Source organism: Paraburkholderia sp. Ac-20340, from assembly GCF_017104965.1.
Lineage (GTDB): Bacteria > Pseudomonadota > Gammaproteobacteria > Burkholderiales > Burkholderiaceae > Paraburkholderia.
The window spans coordinates 1-14,971 of sequence record NZ_JAAGPR010000037.1; the positions used below are offsets into that span (position 1 = coordinate 1).

Consider the following 14,971-nt stretch of genomic DNA (forward strand, 5'->3'; position numbering starts at 1 on the left):
AAGCCAGATGAACAAATTCCAGACGCAGATTCATGGTGTCTCTCGGGTTCCACGGCATGGCCGGCTCCAGACGATTCACTTGTCCGAAGTGTTACCCATGTCCCCGCACACCTGTTACCTATGTCTCAAGTCCATACACAGCGGCAAAGAAAAGTAGGTGCCGCCCCGCACAGGGGCGACGCTAATAGACCGACACGAACTCAAGGATACGCGACACAGCCGGCAAGCGCCCCACTAGACCCCTCAGGCAAAGTAGCCCCACCATCAACCACAATAGTCTGCCCAGTCACATACCCAGCGGAAGGCGAAGCAAGAAACACCATAGCCGCAGCAACATCCTCAGGCTCCCCTAACCTCCCAAGCGGCACCGCCCCAGCAATCCGCGCAGCAAGCGCCTCATCCCCCAGATTCACCATAGCAGGAGTCCGAATCATCCCAGGCTCCACGCCATTAACGGTAATCCGATGCACAGCCAGCTCCAGCGCAGCGGCCCGAATAAACCCATTCACCCCCGCTTTAGAAGCCGCATAGTGCGCCAACCCAGGATAAGCAACTCGCGGCCCAGTAACAGAAGAAGTCACCAGCAAACGCCCACCACCTTGCCTAACAAAAGCCGGCGTAGCAGCCTGCGCCAACCAAAAAAGCGCACTGAGATTCACAGCCAGCGTGCGCTCCAGCACCTCAGCAGAGATAGCCTCAAAAGCGGTCAGCGGAAAATACGCCGCGTTATGCACCACCACATCGAGCCGCCCAAAATCGATCTCAGCCTGCGCTATTAGCGCAAAAATCTGCTCGCGCACAGCGAGATCGACCTCATAGACACGATGCCCCTGCGGCCCCAACTCACCCAGCCAGCCGCGCGCCATATCAGCCTGCAAATCCACAAGCGCAATACTCGCCCCCTCACGCGCGAACGCTTCGACGATCCCGCGCCCGATCCCCTGGGCGCCGCCCGTCACCAGCACGGTACGCCCTGCAAAAAGGCCCGTCATGACGGATACCGCGTGATATTGAGCACCTGTGCATGCGCGCCCACCGGGAAATTCGACAGCGCATCGAACCGGCTACCCTGATAACCAAAAATCTTGCCATCGGTTTTCATCCGTTCGAGGTCGATCATCACGACACCCAGCGTCGGCACGATCTTCTCGCGCCAGACAAAGAGATAAAGCTTTTCGTCGATACCGATCATGTGACAACGGTCCACGTCCGCCAGGCCCGCTTCCACGCCGCTCAGGCACTGCCACGCGTAGAAGTTCTCGTTCAGATAGATGTGTTCGTAACGCTCCGTCGCGCTATACGTGTACAGATTGCGCATGCCGATCAGTTCGTTCGTAGCCGCGTGCAACGGCATCTGCGAAACGCTCACGCCCTCGCCCGCCGCAATACGGCCATGCCGCAATTGCATCTGCACGCCCGTCAATTCCATACCGCGTTCAACGCGCGTAAAGGCGTCGATATGCGTTTCCGTTTCGCTCGGCAAGGCACCCGCCACCACCGTGCACAAGGCGCGGCGCAGATCGAGTACGTAGCTCGTGGAAACGTTGCGCGGCTTGCCCTGATCATCGGCAAGCGATGCATCGGCGCCCACGTAATCGACGAAATACATGTCCTCGCGCACCGAACTCACCCGGCATTCATGGTGCGTTTTTGCACCGCCCGAGCGCTCGACCTCCACGCGTTGCGAGCTCGTGAAATGCAGCGTTTCGCTCGCTCCATCCGCGAATTCCAGCGTGAAACGGCGGCCTTCGAGATCGCCCGTCGGCGTGAGGATATGGCTATCCGGTGCGAAACCTTCGGCGAGTGCGCCGACCTGAATGAAAACGGGTTGGGACGACATGATAAGGAGAACTCCATGGAAAGTGTGTGAGGGCCGCACGCCTCCTGAAAGAAGCGGCGGCGTGACTCACACTCTACGGAGCCGCTACGCCGCGCGGCATCGACCATAAGGATGACAACGCCGCCCGCCTATCGCGCGATGGCGTCGGCCATTTCGTCGATCAACTGGCGCTGGAATGCCACGAAGCGTGCGCTCGGCTGCTGCAGGATCGCCAGTTCGAGCATCGGGTCTTCTACCTTGGTACGCACATCCGCGAGGGTTTCCACGATCGCATGGCCGCAGAACGGCACGTAGGCTTCCGAGTAACCGCCTTCGTGCACGATCACGAGCCGGCCGCCGCAATGGCGCTCGGCAGCGTCGCGCACGAGTTGCGTCATCGCGCGATAGCTTTCGCTATGCAGCAGCATGCGCGCGAGCGGATCGACGGCGCTCGCGTCCAGTCCGCTCGCCACCACGATCAGTTCCGGTTTGAAGCGTTCGAGTGCAGGCAGCACGATGCGCTCGAAGGCGTAGAGATAAGCGTCGTGCCCACCGCCCGGCAACAGCGGAATATTGATGTTCGCGCCTTCTCCGCGCCCTGCGCCGCGCTCATCCGCACCGCTATAGCCCGGCGGAAAACAGCCTTCCTGATGCAGCGAAATCGTCAGCGTGTTGGGATCGTCGTAATAGATCGATTGCGTGCCGTTGCCGTGATGCACATCCCAGTCGATCACCGCAACGCGCTCGACCGCGTGCTTCGCGCGCGCCGCTTCGATCGCAACCGGAATGTTCGCGAGCAGGCAGAAGCCCATCGGTTTGTCGCGCAGGCAGTGATGGCCCGGCGGGCGAGAGAGCGAGAACGCGTTCGCGGCGCGGCCTGCGAGTACCGTATCGACAGCGCTCATCGCAAGGCCCGCCGATAGCGCCGCGATTTCGTAGCTGCCTTTACCGAACGGCGCAAGTTCGCCCAGATCGCCGCCGTTCGCATCGCTCGCCGCCTTGAAGCGTTCGAGGTAATCGCGCGGATGAATTCTCAGCAGGTCGTCGTCGCTCGCGGCGGGCGCGCCTTGCATGTCGAGCGAGGCCGCCAGCCCCGACGCCTGGATCAGCGCCAGCAGCCGGCGTTTCGATTCCGGCGACTCCGCGTAACCGCTCGCGGAAGGTGGCTGCACCCAGCCGCCGACGGGAAAGAACAACGCGTGCGTGCCGCCCGTGTGCCAGAAAGTGCGTTCATCGGTGAAGAAGGCCGTTTTGCTCATGAGGTTCTCTTGCTCGTAGTGGTTCGTGTTGCGTTTGCAGGTTTAACCCTGAAAATCCAGTGTGAAAATCAATCGCGCTCGACGCGCAGCAGGCAGAGACAGGACACGACGCAGATCGCCGCCGCCCCCGCGAACAGCGCGCCCAGCGAAGCGCCCGCATCGAGCAGCACGCCCGCGATCAGCGGTCCCGCCGCGAGCCCCGCGCCAATCACGAAGTTCAGCGAGGCCACCAGCCGCCCCGTGCGGTCATGCTTCGCGGCAGCGGCCAGGATGAAGGGCAGCACAAAGGTCCATGCGAATTTGAAGGCGAACACCGCCGCCATATAGCCCGCCGTGCCCGGCTGCGTGGCCAGTCCCGCGAGCGAGACAGCGAGGATCGCGTAGCCCGCCAGCAGCATCGCGAAGCGCGCCAGACGCCCGCCGATCAGCGATGCACTGCCCGCGCCGATAATCCCCATCACGCTCGCCACCGCGAGCACTTCGCCCGTGTGCGCGGCGTCGAAACCCGCCAGCGCAGCCGCCTTGCTCGCAAAGGTCCAGACGCCGCCGATCGCCACGTAAAACGCCAGCACGCCGCCGATCACCAGCGCCGCGTTCAGCGCCGCACGCGCGGTAGTCGACGCATCGGCGCCCGCAGCCGCACCGGCGGCGCGCTTTGCGCGGCCCAGTTCAGGATCGAAGCCCCGCACCAGCGGCGCGGCGCACAGCCCCAGCACGCCGAGCACGGCATACAGCGCGCGCAATCCATAGCCTTCGAATACGTGCGGCAGCAGGAACAGGCCCACCGCGCCCGCCACCAGTTGGCCGACGACCCAGAGGCCATAGACGCGGTCGCGGTTTGCGCTGGTCGCCGCGCTCGTCATGCACAACACCATCAACGTGCCGCCGCCCAGCGCGGTGATCGTGCGCAGCGCCAGCAGACCGGCGAAGCCCGGCATGACGAATGCGGTCGCGAAGTTGCCCACGCAGAACACGGCCGTGGCGATGGCGGCAACGCGCCGCGCATCCACTCGCCCGAGCCACAGCAGCGAAGGCAGCGTCGCGCAACTGAACGCGCCCAGTTCGACAAAGAAATACGTGCCGATCTGCGAAGCGGATAGCCCGAGTTGCACGGCCAGTTGCGCGGCAACCGCAGGCGCAACCAGCAACAGCAAGGGCGTGATCGCCGCGAATACGACTAGCGAAAGCAGCGTCGAAGCCGCGAATTCGCGCGGTGCGGATTGCGCGGCTGCAAAGGACGGAGCGGGATTTTTCATGGAGTGAGAGTTCCGGTTAGCGAACAGGTCGATCAGAACGTGTGGGACATGCCGGCCATCGCGCCGAACTGCGAGACACCGGCCACCGGCAGCGTGTCGTACTCGTAGACGGGCTGCGTGCTGTCGCTCGTGTTGTGCGAGTAGCCCAGATTCACGTAGGCAAAAGTCCGCTTGGAGAGCGCATAGGTGCCGCTCGCGATATAGAGCGTGGGATGGCCGACGCTCGGCGTATTCGAAAACGTGTGATAAATACCCGCCGCGAAGCCGATGGCCGGATCGAGCCGATAACGCGCACCGCCCCATGCGACGGTCTTCGCGGGTTCGAGCGAGCCGGTCTGGCGTTCCGCGCCGCCGTATAGCGAAAGCCTGTCGATGTCCCAATGCGCGGCCAGCACGCCCACCACGCGTTGTTCGGCGGAGGTATCGGCGGTCGATGAAACCGCACCGTACGACTGGTGAATCACCGCGCTCACGCCAAAGCCGTTGCCCGCGTACTGCGCGCCCGCTTCCAGCACGCGGCCCGAACGCGAGTTGCCGGCGACGCCGCCCGTCGCGGCCAGCGCTTCGCCGCTGAAACCGCCGATATCGGGGCTTTGATATTTGATGGCGTTATCGATGAAATTCGCAGCAAGCGGCACGAGCACGCCCTGCCCGCTATACGACGCGTAAAGCAGCGGATCGTAGAAGACCGTGCGATCGAACAGCACGCTGAACTGACGGCCCATCGTCACCGTGCCGAAACCGCCTTTGAGCCCCACCCAGGCGCCGCGAAAGAAAGCGAGACCCGGCACCGTGGCCGAGCCATCGTTGAGATTCAGCCCTTGTTCGAGGCGGAAAATCGCCTGCATGCCGCCGCCCAGATCCTCCGTACCCGTGATGCCGATCTGCGAAGGCAGCACGCCGTAGTTCTGCAGATTGACGGCGCTGTGTGCGCCGTCCGCGTGCGTGCGGTACTGAATGCCGGCATCGAGAATGCCGTAAAGCGTGACGCTCGATTGCGCGTGCGCCGCGCCGCCCGCGGCAAGCGCCATCGCGGTTAGCGGCGCCAGGCGAATGCACGCTTCGATGCGCGAGCGCCTGCGCGGGTGCCTCAATCCATTCCATCGTTTCATCGACCGACTCTCCAAACCGTACGACGTTGTTGTCATTGACCACGTGCCCGGTAGCGTCGAGGCCCCGGATCTGCGTGCAGTGTCGGTAGCGGGAAAAGTCGTGAACAGACGTTCAAGTGAACGCTGCGGAAAACCCTGATGCGCTCGCCAGCGCCCGTGCAGACTGGCGCGAAGCCGGTTTCGTGCGGGTGCAGCACGCATCGCGTTGTGGCTGGCCCCGTTCAATTGCAGGGGGTGAAGACGCACTTCACAACGCTGTCCGCCGAAAATCGGCGGCACGTATAATCGGCTGCAAAATCGTGGCTTCACAATCGAAGAGGAGGAGCGCTTGACACGCAACGCAGACCGGCACGCGCCCTTCGCGAACGCCCCGGACATGCCCGCCGCGATCGCCATCGACACCTATGCGCACAACGCGCCCGCCGTGCGTAGCGCCGATTTCGAAGGCCCGTTTTGCGGCGACGGCACCGCCGAGCGCGACCTGAGCGTGTTGCTGCTCGATCTCTACGCGCTGGCGAATCAAACCGGCATCGGCGAATTCGAAAACGGTTTTTTCCGGCTGCTGCGCGGGCTGCTCGCTTTCGATGCGGGCTGGACCGGCGTGACCACGCACACGACCGGCGGCCCGGTCATGCACAACAGTTTTACATGGGGTCTGCCCGATTCGTTCTTCCCGGAATGGATCAAGGTGCGCGACTGCGATCCGCTCGCGCTGGGCACGCGCGGTGTTTATGGCCGTGCGATGGCGATTTCCATCGTCGACCCCGACGTGCCGCCGCGCTTTCGCAACTGGGCCGTCAAACACGGGCTCGCGCAGTTGATGGTGGTGACGGCGCTCGACCATCGCTTCGGACTCACAACTTTTCTTTCGGTGTATCGGCGTGCGCTCGACAAGCCCTTCAGCGCCGACGACGCGCACAAGGTCGGCAACGTGATTGCGCATCTCGCGGCGGCGCTCACGATCAATCGCTCGTTCCAGCTCACGCGCGAGCGCGGCACGACGCCCAGCGTCTCGCCTGCGCGTGCGATCTGCGATTCGTTCGGCACCGTGCATCAAGCCGATAAAGCCTTCGAGACGACCCTGCGCCACGACTGGCCGCTCTATGCCAACCAGACCTTGCCGCAGCCGTTGATCGACTGGCTGCACGGCGGCGGCGCGCATCCGTACACGGGCGAGCGCATCACCGTGCATTGCGTGCCGACGGCGGGCCTCTTTCAACTGGAAGCGCGCACGCGCTCGGAACTCGACCGCCTGAGCCCGCGCGAACTCGTCGCCATCCAGCACTACGGCGACGGCCTCTCGCACAAGGAAGTCGCGCAACGCATGGGTATTTCGCCGACCACCGTACGGCACTATCTGCGCTGCGCCTATCGCAAGCTTGGCATGCACGACAAGAGCGAGATTCCGCGCCTGCTGGCTGCCCTCAGCCAGCAGGAAGCGCTGAAGCCGTAACGGCGCCAGCGCCTCGCGCACACCCTAGAAGCGATGCGCCATGCCCGCCGTCACCACCAGTTGCCTGCGCGTGCTGGACGGCGAGACGCCGTAAATCTGCGCCTGTGCGTGCCGCCCCTGCTGCCCGACGCCAATCAGATACAACGTCGTGCGCTTCGAAAGCTGATACTGCGTGCCAAGATTGAGCTGATCCCAACCCGGCTCCGCACCCGCCGTGCCCTCGCCCGAATACTGCCCATTCGTGCGGATATACGCTACGCCCGCGAGCCACGTGGGCGTCATCTGCCAGGTGACGCTGGCCTCGTAGTTGTCGAGCGTGAGCGCGGTGGCGTCCAGATAGCGATACTGGGTCTTCGAATACAGTCCCGCGAGCGTCACAGTGCCGACGTGCCACGACGCGCCCGCCAGCCAGATGCGCTGCCGCTGCACGCCCGCGCCGCCCGCCAGGCTGTTGCTGAAGGTATTCGAATAGTCATCGAAAATACCCGCGCCCGGCGCACCCAGCGCGCCTGCAGGCTGCGTATCGGGCCGGTCGGCCTGCACGAAACCGACGCCTAGCGAGACCGGCCCCTGGGTCCAGCCGGCCCCTGCCGCGATCAGTCGATTGCCGGTGAAATCGCCGGGCTGATTGCTGAATCCATACGTCGCGCCAAAGCTGAAACCGGCGAAAGTCGGGCTGGCGTACTTGACGGTATTGCTGACCTTGAAGGTCGCGTTGGTGTTATCGGCATCGCCCACATGCGCGCCGATGTAGCCGGCCCAGGTTTCGTTGCTCGCGAAGCCCGATACGAAATCGATAGTCGAATCCCACTGCCGCCCGAGCGTGAGCGTGCCGTAGCCGTCGTTCGTCAGCCCCACATACGAGACGTTGAACGCGCGGCCAGGACCGTGCCCGTTGTCGATATTGAACGGACTCATCAGGCGGAACACGGCGCGGGTGCCGCCGCCCAGATCCTCCTGGCCGGTCAGAATCCAGCGCGACGAAGAAAGCTGCCCGCTCGCCGTGGTCCATTGCGCGTGACCGCCCGCGTTGTTGGCGTAGAGCAAACCCGTATCGAGAATGCCGCCCAGCGTGACGCTGCTCTGCGCATGCGTCGCGCCTGTGCCGAAACAGCAGCAGATGCCCAGCGAACCGGCGAGCGCCGTCCTCACGGTCAGAAAACGTGATTTCACGAAAGGATCTCCAGATGATTGGACTACTAATTAGTTATGAAGAATCTTGTTGCGAGAGGGAAAGCACGCGGCGGCTGCGGGCAAAGCCTGCTGCCGCCGCGTTTTTTGACCGGACACTTACGAAGCAGGCAGCCTCGCCACCGTGCGAAAGCCGATATGGTTCGTGCCCATCGTCAGATCCTGCGCGTGCCGGGCGCTGGGACGATAGCGTTTGCAATAGATCGGCGAACAGAGAAACGAGCCACCCTTGATGGTGCCGAACTGCGTGCCACGCGCCCGCGCAACCAGCGCATCTTCCAGATCGACGGCAGGCGCCGGCGGAGGTTCGGCCGCCTGTTGCGCATGGGTCTGTTGCCACGGGTCCTTCACCCATTGCCAGACATTGCCGACCATGTCGTAAAGCCCATAGCCGTTCGCTGGAAAGCAGCCTACCGGCGAAGTCGAAACAAAGCCGTCCTTGTCCGTGTTCTGGAAAGGAAACGCACCTTGCCAGGTATTCGCCATTGCTTTCGAGCGCAATGTGAAGGTGTCGCCCCAGGGATAGACGCCGTGCTTGCCGCCATGCGCTGCGTACTCGTATTCGGCTTCGGTGGGCAGATCGCGGCCGAGCCACTTCGCGTAGGCCTGTGCGTCTTCATAGGCGATCTGCACCACCGGATGATTATCGAGGCCTTCGATCGAGCTATCCGGGCCGTCCGGGTGCCGCCAGTCCGCGCCGGGCAGGTAGTGCCACCATTGCATCGCACCCACCAGCAGATCCTTCGGCGGCAGGAACACGGTGGAGCCGGGCCGCGTCATTGCCGCCGGCACGCCGGGATAGCGCGCCGGATCGAGGCCGCGTTCGGCGAGCGTGCGATAACCGGTCGCCGCCACGAAGCGCGCGAACTGGGCGTTCGTCACGTCGTAACGGTCGATCATGAAGGCGCCCACTTTCACGGACCGCGCGGGCGCCTCCTCAAGATAATCGCTGTCCGAACCCATCACAAAAGTGCCCGCCGGCACCTTCACCTGATCCGCCGCTGCGCCTGCGGGCGGCAGACCGCCGAACGCCCGGCAAGCTTTCACGGTGCCGAGTGAGGGTGCTGGCGCGACAGGCACGCTGGCCTGCGCGCGCTGTGCCCCAGCGACACCGCCCGCCACCGCGGCCCAGACCAGCGCGACGCCCAGCAGCGGCAGCGCGACCGGCGCGCCGCGTTTGCCCCACCAGGCCCGCGTGTTTGCCTTGCTGTGGCGCGCCATTTCAGTAGTCCGCGCGCGGATAGGACGTATCGCGCCCGGTCTCCACGACGTTGTTCTGCTGGACGTATTGCGACCATTCGGTCAGCAGTTCTTCGACCACTTCGGGACGTTTCGCGGATAGATCATGCAATTCGCCGCGATCGTGCGCGAGGTCGTAAAGCTGCCAATGTCCCTTGCCGTTGTCGTATGAATAGACGAGCTTCCAGTTGCCTTTGCGCAGCGCTTTGCGGCCCATCAGTTCCATGCCGTAGACGTAATCGGCCACATGCACGCGCTTGCGCTCGCCCGTGAGCCAGGGCTTCATCGACATGCCCTGCATCGGCAGCACGGTCTGACCATGGAATTCAATACCCGGCTGACGAATGCCCGCAAAATCCAGGATCGTGGGCGTGAAATCCTTCACGGTCAGCATCTGCTCGGCTTTGCCCGGCTGGATATGACCGGGATACGAAATGAACGACGGCGAACGAATGCCACCCTCATTCGTATAAGCCTTGAAAAGACGAAATGGTTGCGCGCTCACCTGTCCCCACGCCGGACCTTCGAACACGAACGAATCGGGGCGGCCGATATTGTCGAGCGTGTTATTGAAGTCGTGCGCGATCCATTGCGCGTTGCCGCTGTCCTTATCCCATTCGTTGCCTTCGGGGCCGTTGTCCGAGAGGAACACGATCAGCGTGTTGTCGTACTGGCCGCTCGCTTTCAGATAGTCGATCAGACGTCCCACGTTGCGATCGAGTTCGCTCACCATCGCCGCATAGGCTTGCATCGTGCGCGCCGAGCGGGCCTTCTCCTGATCGCTCAGCGCATTCCACGCTTTCGTGCCTTCCGGCAGCGGTGCGGGCTTCGTATCGGCCGGCACGAGGCCAAGACGCTTCATCTTGTCGATGCGGCGTTGCGCGATCACGTCGTAACCCACGTCGTACTGTCCATGGAAACGGCGCAGCGCGTCGTCGGGCGCCTGCAGCGGCAAATGTGCCGCCGTATAGGCTGCATACGCGAAGAACGGCCGTCCGTCGCGCGACTTGTCGCCCAGATATTCAATCAGTTTGTCGGTGTAGGTGCGCGACGAATAGAAGTCCTCGGGCAAATCGATTTTCTTGCCGTCTTCGCGGTAAGTCGGTTCCGGCGAATCGGAGGTAATGCGCATTTCCTTCTGCCGGAAATGCGCCGCGCCGCCGTTCATGAGCGCGTAGGAACGCATGAAGCCGCGCTGGTCAGGCCGCATGCCGTCGCTGGCGCCCAGATGCCACTTGCCCGCCATCACGGTCCAGTAACCGCCGTCTTTCATGACTTCGGGCAGCGCGGCCACGCGATGATTGAGCCCGCCTTCATAACCGGGATGATTGACCTCTTCTGGCGTGAGATGCGGCGTGATCATCTCCGCCATATTGCCGACGCCCGCGAGGTGATTGTCGATGCCCGAGAGCAGCATCGAACGCGTGGGCGAGCAGGTGGGCGCGACGTACAGGGTGTCGAGCAAACGGCCCTGCGCGACGAGCGCGTCGAGATTCGGAGTGGGAATCTCGCTGCCGAATGCACCGAGGTCCGAGCGGCCCAGGTCGTCGGCGACAATCAGCAGGACATTGGGACGCGTGGCACTGCCCGCATTTGTCTGAGCGAAGGACGGCGCAGCGAGTGTGGCGGCAAATGAAGCCGCAAATAAAGAGGCGAGAAGAGCAGCGAGAGGCGCGCGACCGCGCTGTGCGGCGGCCGGGTCGAGTCGAAAACCCAAGGTTATCTCCGTTATCGTGGTTATGTAGCGAGAACATCTGATTCGCACGTCTACGATAAGGAGCCAATAAGGCCACGCAGTATCACAAATCGGCAAACCGTCCCGCGGCAAGGTGAATACCCGGCACCGCGCGTTTGCACAAGCGGGTTTTCCCTTGCATGCGCCATGCGCATGGATCGCTCGCGCACACGCATACGCATACGCGTTTCATGCCCGGCGACCGGCACCAGAATCAAAACACGCAGAGCAAAATGTGGACGACCGTGCGCTGCGATTGCATCATGTCCGCTATTTCCATTCCAGCGGCTTCGCACCATGCGCATCACGCCACTCCCTCCCCTGCAGTGCCTCGTCGCCTTCGAAGCCGCCGTGCGTCATGCGAGCTTCACGCGCGCCGCCGCCGAACTGCATCTCACGCAAAGCGCCATCAGCCGCCAGATCCAGCAACTCGAGGAATTTCTCGGCCGCTCGCTCTTCGTGCGCGAGCATCGCGCGCTGCGTCTGACCATTGCAGGCGAGCATTACGCAGCCCAGGTGCAGCGCCTGCTCACGCAATGCGCCGAAGCCACCTTCGACGTGATGAAGCAACACGCCGCACTGGAGTTGACCGTCGCGTGTTCGTCGGGCGTCGCCGTGCTCTGGCTCACGCCGCGCCTGCCGCTCTTTCGCGCGGCCTTCCCCGATATCCAGTTGCGTCTGGTCGTACGCGACGGCCTTGCCTCGATGTCGCCCGCAGAGTTCGACGTCGGCGTCTATTACGTGCGGCATCAGGCAAGCGCCGACTACACGGCGCGGCGGCTGTTCGAAGAAGAAGTGTTTCCGGTCTGCTCGCCCGCCTATCTGGCGGGCCGCACGCTAAAGCCCGCCGATCTGCCAGGCGAAACGCTGCTGCTACTCGAAGACGGCCAGCGCCAATGGATGTCCTGGCCCGAATGGCTTGCCGCCAACGGCGTGAATTTGCCGAAAGCGCCGCGCGCGCAGCATGGCATCACCATCAATCACTATCCCCAACTCGTGCAGATGGCGATCCTCGGTCAGGGCGTCGCGCTCGGCTGGCGCCACATGATCGACGCATGCCTCGCCGAAGGCCTGCTCGTACGCGTGACGCAAGCCAGCGCCAGCCACGGCGGCGGCTACTACGTGATTTCGCCCAACGATCGGGCCCAGAGTCAGGCCGCGCGCCTCTTTACGCGCTGGCTGTTCGAGCAGGCGGAGGCGCAACGCAACGCGTAAAAAAGCACTAAGCATCGCGATGCATGCGCGCCACGCATGCAAGCATGCGAATTTATCGTTTCAGAAAAAAATGCCGATTTCTCTATGCTGGAGACATGCGGGGTACATCCCGCCTTCCACAAGAGGAGGAGGCCATGCAAGGAACGCTTTCACCGCGCGCAGCGGGTTCTGTCCGGAGCGCCGCGCAGCAGCGCCGCCGCGCCATCGTCGCGACCGTGCTTGGCAACGGCCTCGAATGGTTCGATTTCACTGTCTACAGTTTCTTCGCGGTCACCATCGCGAAGCTGTTTTTCCCCAGCGGCAGCGAGCTGACTTCCGTGCTGATGGCCGTGGCCACGTTCGGCGTCGGCTTTTTCATGCGGCCGGTGGGCGGCATCGTGCTGGGCGTCTACGCCGACAAGGCGGGCCGCAAGGCAGCGCTCTCGCTCACGATTCTGCTGATGGCGCTCGGCACCGCGCTGATCGGCTTCGCACCCACCTACGAGCAGGCCGGTATCGCCGCGCCGCTCCTGATCGTCATGGCGCGTCTGCTACAAGGTTTTTCAGCAGGCGGCGAAATGGGCGGCGCCACCGCCTTTCTCACCGAATACGCCCCGCCCGGACAGCGCGCCTGGTACTCGAGCTGGATTCAATCGAGCATCGGTTTTGCGGTACTGCTGGGCGCCGCCACCGGCACCTTCGTCACCACCACGCTCAGCCCGGAAGCCCTGCATAGCTGGGGCTGGCGCGTGCCTTTTCTGCTCGGCATTGTGGTCGGCCCCGTGGGCTACTTTATCCGCAGTCAGATGGACGAAACTCCGGCGTTCAGCGCCGTCGAAGAACAGGCGCGAGAAAACTCGCCGCTCAAGGAAGTGCTCTCGCACTACCCGCGCGAAACCTTTGCGAGTTTTTCGATGGTGATTCTCTGGACGGTCTGCACCTACGTGCTGCTGTTCTATATGCCGATGTATTCCGTGCGCACGCTGCATCTGCCACAGGCGACGGGTTTCGCTTCGGGCATGATGGGCGGCTTCATGATCCTGTGCTGCTCGCCGCTCGTCGGCAAGCTCGCCGACCGCTTTGGCCGCCGCGTGTTTCTCTCCGGTGCCGCGCTCGCGATTCTCGTGCTGGCATGGCCCATGTTCGCGTGGATCAACCACACGCCCGGCCTCGCTTCGCTGCTGACTTTCCAGGCCGTGTTCGGCGTGCTGATCGCCATCTACACGGGGCCGATTCTCGCCGCGCTCGCCGAACTGTTCCCCACCCGCGTGTTGTCCACTGGCCTCTCGGTGGCCTACAACTTCGCGGTGACGATCTTCGGCGGCTTCGCGCCCTTCCTCATCACCTGGCTGATCGCCCGCACGGGCAGCAATATGGCGCCCGCGCTCTACGTGATCGTCGCGGCAGCCATTAGCCTGATCGGCACGCGCTTTGTCAAAAGCGCCTGACACGATCCAGAACCCGATATCAAGGATTCCTCACATGCCTGCAACCATCCTCAAAGGCGGCAACGTACTCGACCTCGAACGCGGCGTGCTGCTCGAACATCATCATGTCGTGATCGAAGACGGGATGATTGTCGAAGTCAGCGACCGGCCCATCGATCTCCCAAACGCGCATAGCGTGGATGTGCGCGGCAAAACCGTCATGCCGGGTCTGATCGATTGCCACGTTCACGTGCTGGCCTCCAACGCCAATCTGGGCAGCAACGCCGCACAGCCCAATATTCTCGCCGCCATTCGCGCATTGCCGATTCTCGACGCCATGCTCGCGCGCGGCTTTACGAGCGTGCGTGACGCGGGCGGCGCAGACTGGGCACTCATGCAGGCAGTCGAAACCGGTCTCGTGCCGGGCCCGCGAATTTTCCCCTCTGGCAAGGCGCTTTCGCAGACGGGCGGCCACGGCGACTTCCGCCCGCGTGGCGATCTGCTTGAACCCTGTTCGTGCTGCTTCCGCACCGGCGCGATCGCACGCGTGGTTGACGGCGTGGACGCCGTGCGGCTCGCCGTACGCGAGGAGATCCAGAAAGGCGCCACGCAGATCAAGATCATGGCGTCGGGCGGCGTGGCATCGCCCACCGACCCCATCGCCAATACGCAGTATTCGGAAGCGGAAATTCGCGCCATCGTCGAAGAAGCCCAGGCCGCCAATACCTATGTGATGGCGCATGCGTATACGGGCCGCGCCATCGCGCGCGCCGTGCGTTGCGGGGTTCGCACGATCGAACACGGCAATCTCGTCGATGAAGACGCCGCGCGCGTGATGCATGAATTCGGCGCCTTCGTCGTGCCCACACTCGTCACGTATGACGCTCTGGCGAAGCATGGCGCGCAGTTCGGCCTGCCGCCCGAATCGGTCGCCAAAGTGGCCGCGGTACAGCAGGCGGGCCGCGAATCGCTCGAACTCTATGCGAAGGCAGGCGTGCCGATGGGCTTCGGTTCGGACCTGCTCGGCGAAATGCACGCGTTCCAGTGCGGTGAATTCCGCATTCGCGCGGAGGTGCTGGGTAACCTGGAAGCGTTGAGATCGGCCACGACAGTCGCGGCGGAAATCGTCGATATGAAGGGCAAGCTCGGCACGATTGCGGCGGGCGCCATCGCCGATATTCTCGTGCTCGACGGCAACCCGCTCGCCGATATCAACGTTATCGCCGGCGAAGGCGAGCATGTCGCCTATGTGCTCCAGCGCGGCAAGATTGTGAAGGAGCGCTGAA

At 63.4% G+C, this 14,971-nt stretch carries 12 protein-coding genes; 4 read left to right on the forward strand and 8 right to left on the reverse strand.

Translation table 11 applies throughout. The features are described from left to right. Positions 1 to 200: 200 nt before the first annotated feature. The 5 genes from G3N59_RS31100 to G3N59_RS31120 all read right to left on the reverse strand — a co-directional run bounded on the left by G3N59_RS31100 (position 201) and on the right by G3N59_RS31120 (position 5,365). On the reverse strand, positions 201 to 992 hold the full coding sequence (locus G3N59_RS31100; RefSeq protein ID WP_205986685.1) for an SDR family oxidoreductase: 792 nt from the start codon (positions 990 to 992) through the stop codon (positions 201 to 203). Next, complete coding sequence (locus G3N59_RS31105; protein WP_205986686.1) at positions 989 to 1,840, reverse strand: MoaF C-terminal domain-containing protein; 852 nt, start codon at positions 1,838 to 1,840, stop codon at positions 989 to 991. Before G3N59_RS31105 ends, G3N59_RS31100 begins: the two co-directional genes overlap by 4 nt. Positions 1,841 to 1,968: 128 nt before the next feature. Further along, the gene (locus G3N59_RS31110; RefSeq protein WP_205986687.1) at positions 1,969 to 3,078 is read right to left on the reverse strand and encodes a class II histone deacetylase; all 1,110 of its coding nucleotides are present in this window, start codon (positions 3,076 to 3,078) and stop codon (positions 1,969 to 1,971) included. A gap of 68 nt (positions 3,079 to 3,146) precedes the next feature. Next, the gene (locus tag G3N59_RS31115; protein ID WP_205986688.1) at positions 3,147 to 4,334 is read right to left on the reverse strand and encodes an MFS transporter; all 1,188 of its coding nucleotides are present in this window, start codon (positions 4,332 to 4,334) and stop codon (positions 3,147 to 3,149) included. 32 nt (positions 4,335 to 4,366) lie between these two features. Beyond that, positions 4,367 to 5,365 carry a porin gene (locus tag G3N59_RS31120; protein WP_241024501.1) on the reverse strand — a complete coding sequence of 333 codons (999 nt, stop codon included), beginning with the start codon at positions 5,363 to 5,365 and terminating at the stop codon, positions 4,367 to 4,369. A gap of 409 nt (positions 5,366 to 5,774) precedes the next feature. Between G3N59_RS31120 and G3N59_RS31125 the strand changes: the two genes are divergently transcribed. After that, a complete protein-coding gene (locus tag G3N59_RS31125; RefSeq protein ID WP_241024482.1) occupies positions 5,775 to 6,899 on the forward strand; it encodes a LuxR C-terminal-related transcriptional regulator in 1,125 nt (374 codons plus the stop codon). A 24-nt stretch (positions 6,900 to 6,923) separates the two neighbouring features. On the opposite strand, the gene G3N59_RS31130 is transcribed toward G3N59_RS31125, so the two are convergent. The 3 genes from G3N59_RS31130 to G3N59_RS31140 all read right to left on the reverse strand — a co-directional run bounded on the left by G3N59_RS31130 (position 6,924) and on the right by G3N59_RS31140 (position 11,046). Beyond that, the gene (locus tag G3N59_RS31130) at positions 6,924 to 8,072 is read right to left on the reverse strand and encodes a porin (RefSeq protein ID WP_205986690.1); all 1,149 of its coding nucleotides are present in this window, start codon (positions 8,070 to 8,072) and stop codon (positions 6,924 to 6,926) included. A 117-nt stretch (positions 8,073 to 8,189) separates the two neighbouring features. Next, entirely contained in the window at positions 8,190 to 9,311 is a 1,122-nt protein-coding gene (locus tag G3N59_RS31135; protein WP_205986691.1) for a formylglycine-generating enzyme family protein, read from the reverse strand. A 1-nt stretch (position 9,312) separates the two neighbouring features. Beyond that, entirely contained in the window at positions 9,313 to 11,046 is a 1,734-nt protein-coding gene (locus G3N59_RS31140; RefSeq protein ID WP_205986692.1) for an arylsulfatase, read from the reverse strand. A gap of 315 nt (positions 11,047 to 11,361) precedes the next feature. Here G3N59_RS31140 and G3N59_RS31145 point away from each other — a divergent pair, with 315 nt between their 5' ends. From G3N59_RS31145 to G3N59_RS31155, 3 genes are all read left to right on the forward strand, one after another. After that, positions 11,362 to 12,279, forward strand: coding sequence for a LysR substrate-binding domain-containing protein (locus tag G3N59_RS31145; protein ID WP_205986693.1), 918 nt, complete (start codon positions 11,362 to 11,364; stop codon positions 12,277 to 12,279). Between the two features lie 134 nt (positions 12,280 to 12,413). Next, complete coding sequence (locus G3N59_RS31150) at positions 12,414 to 13,706, forward strand: MFS transporter (protein WP_205986694.1); 1,293 nt, start codon at positions 12,414 to 12,416, stop codon at positions 13,704 to 13,706. A gap of 34 nt (positions 13,707 to 13,740) precedes the next feature. Then, complete coding sequence (locus G3N59_RS31155) at positions 13,741 to 14,970, forward strand: amidohydrolase family protein (RefSeq protein WP_205986695.1); 1,230 nt, start codon at positions 13,741 to 13,743, stop codon at positions 14,968 to 14,970. Position 14,971: the final 1 nt, after the last annotated feature.

Coding starts and splice junctions, on each gene's coding strand:
- G3N59_RS31100 (WP_205986685.1), bottom strand. CDS start 992: ATGACGGGCCTTTTTGCAGGGCGTACCGTGCTGGTGACGGGCGGCGCC.
- G3N59_RS31105 (WP_205986686.1), bottom strand. CDS start 1,840: ATGTCGTCCCAACCCGTTTTCATTCAGGTCGGCGCACTCGCCGAAGGT.
- G3N59_RS31110 (WP_205986687.1), bottom strand. CDS start 3,078: ATGAGCAAAACGGCCTTCTTCACCGATGAACGCACTTTCTGGCACACG.
- G3N59_RS31115 (WP_205986688.1), bottom strand. CDS start 4,334: ATGAAAAATCCCGCTCCGTCCTTTGCAGCCGCGCAATCCGCACCGCGC.
- G3N59_RS31120 (WP_241024501.1), bottom strand. CDS start 5,365: ATGGCGCTTGCCGCGGGCGGCGCGGCGCACGCGCAATCGAGCGTCACG.
- G3N59_RS31135 (WP_205986691.1), bottom strand. CDS start 9,311: ATGGCGCGCCACAGCAAGGCAAACACGCGGGCCTGGTGGGGCAAACGC.
- G3N59_RS31145 (WP_205986693.1), top strand. CDS start 11,362: ATGCGCATCACGCCACTCCCTCCCCTGCAGTGCCTCGTCGCCTTCGAA.
- G3N59_RS31150 (WP_205986694.1), top strand. CDS start 12,414: ATGCAAGGAACGCTTTCACCGCGCGCAGCGGGTTCTGTCCGGAGCGCC.
- G3N59_RS31155 (WP_205986695.1), top strand. CDS start 13,741: ATGCCTGCAACCATCCTCAAAGGCGGCAACGTACTCGACCTCGAACGC.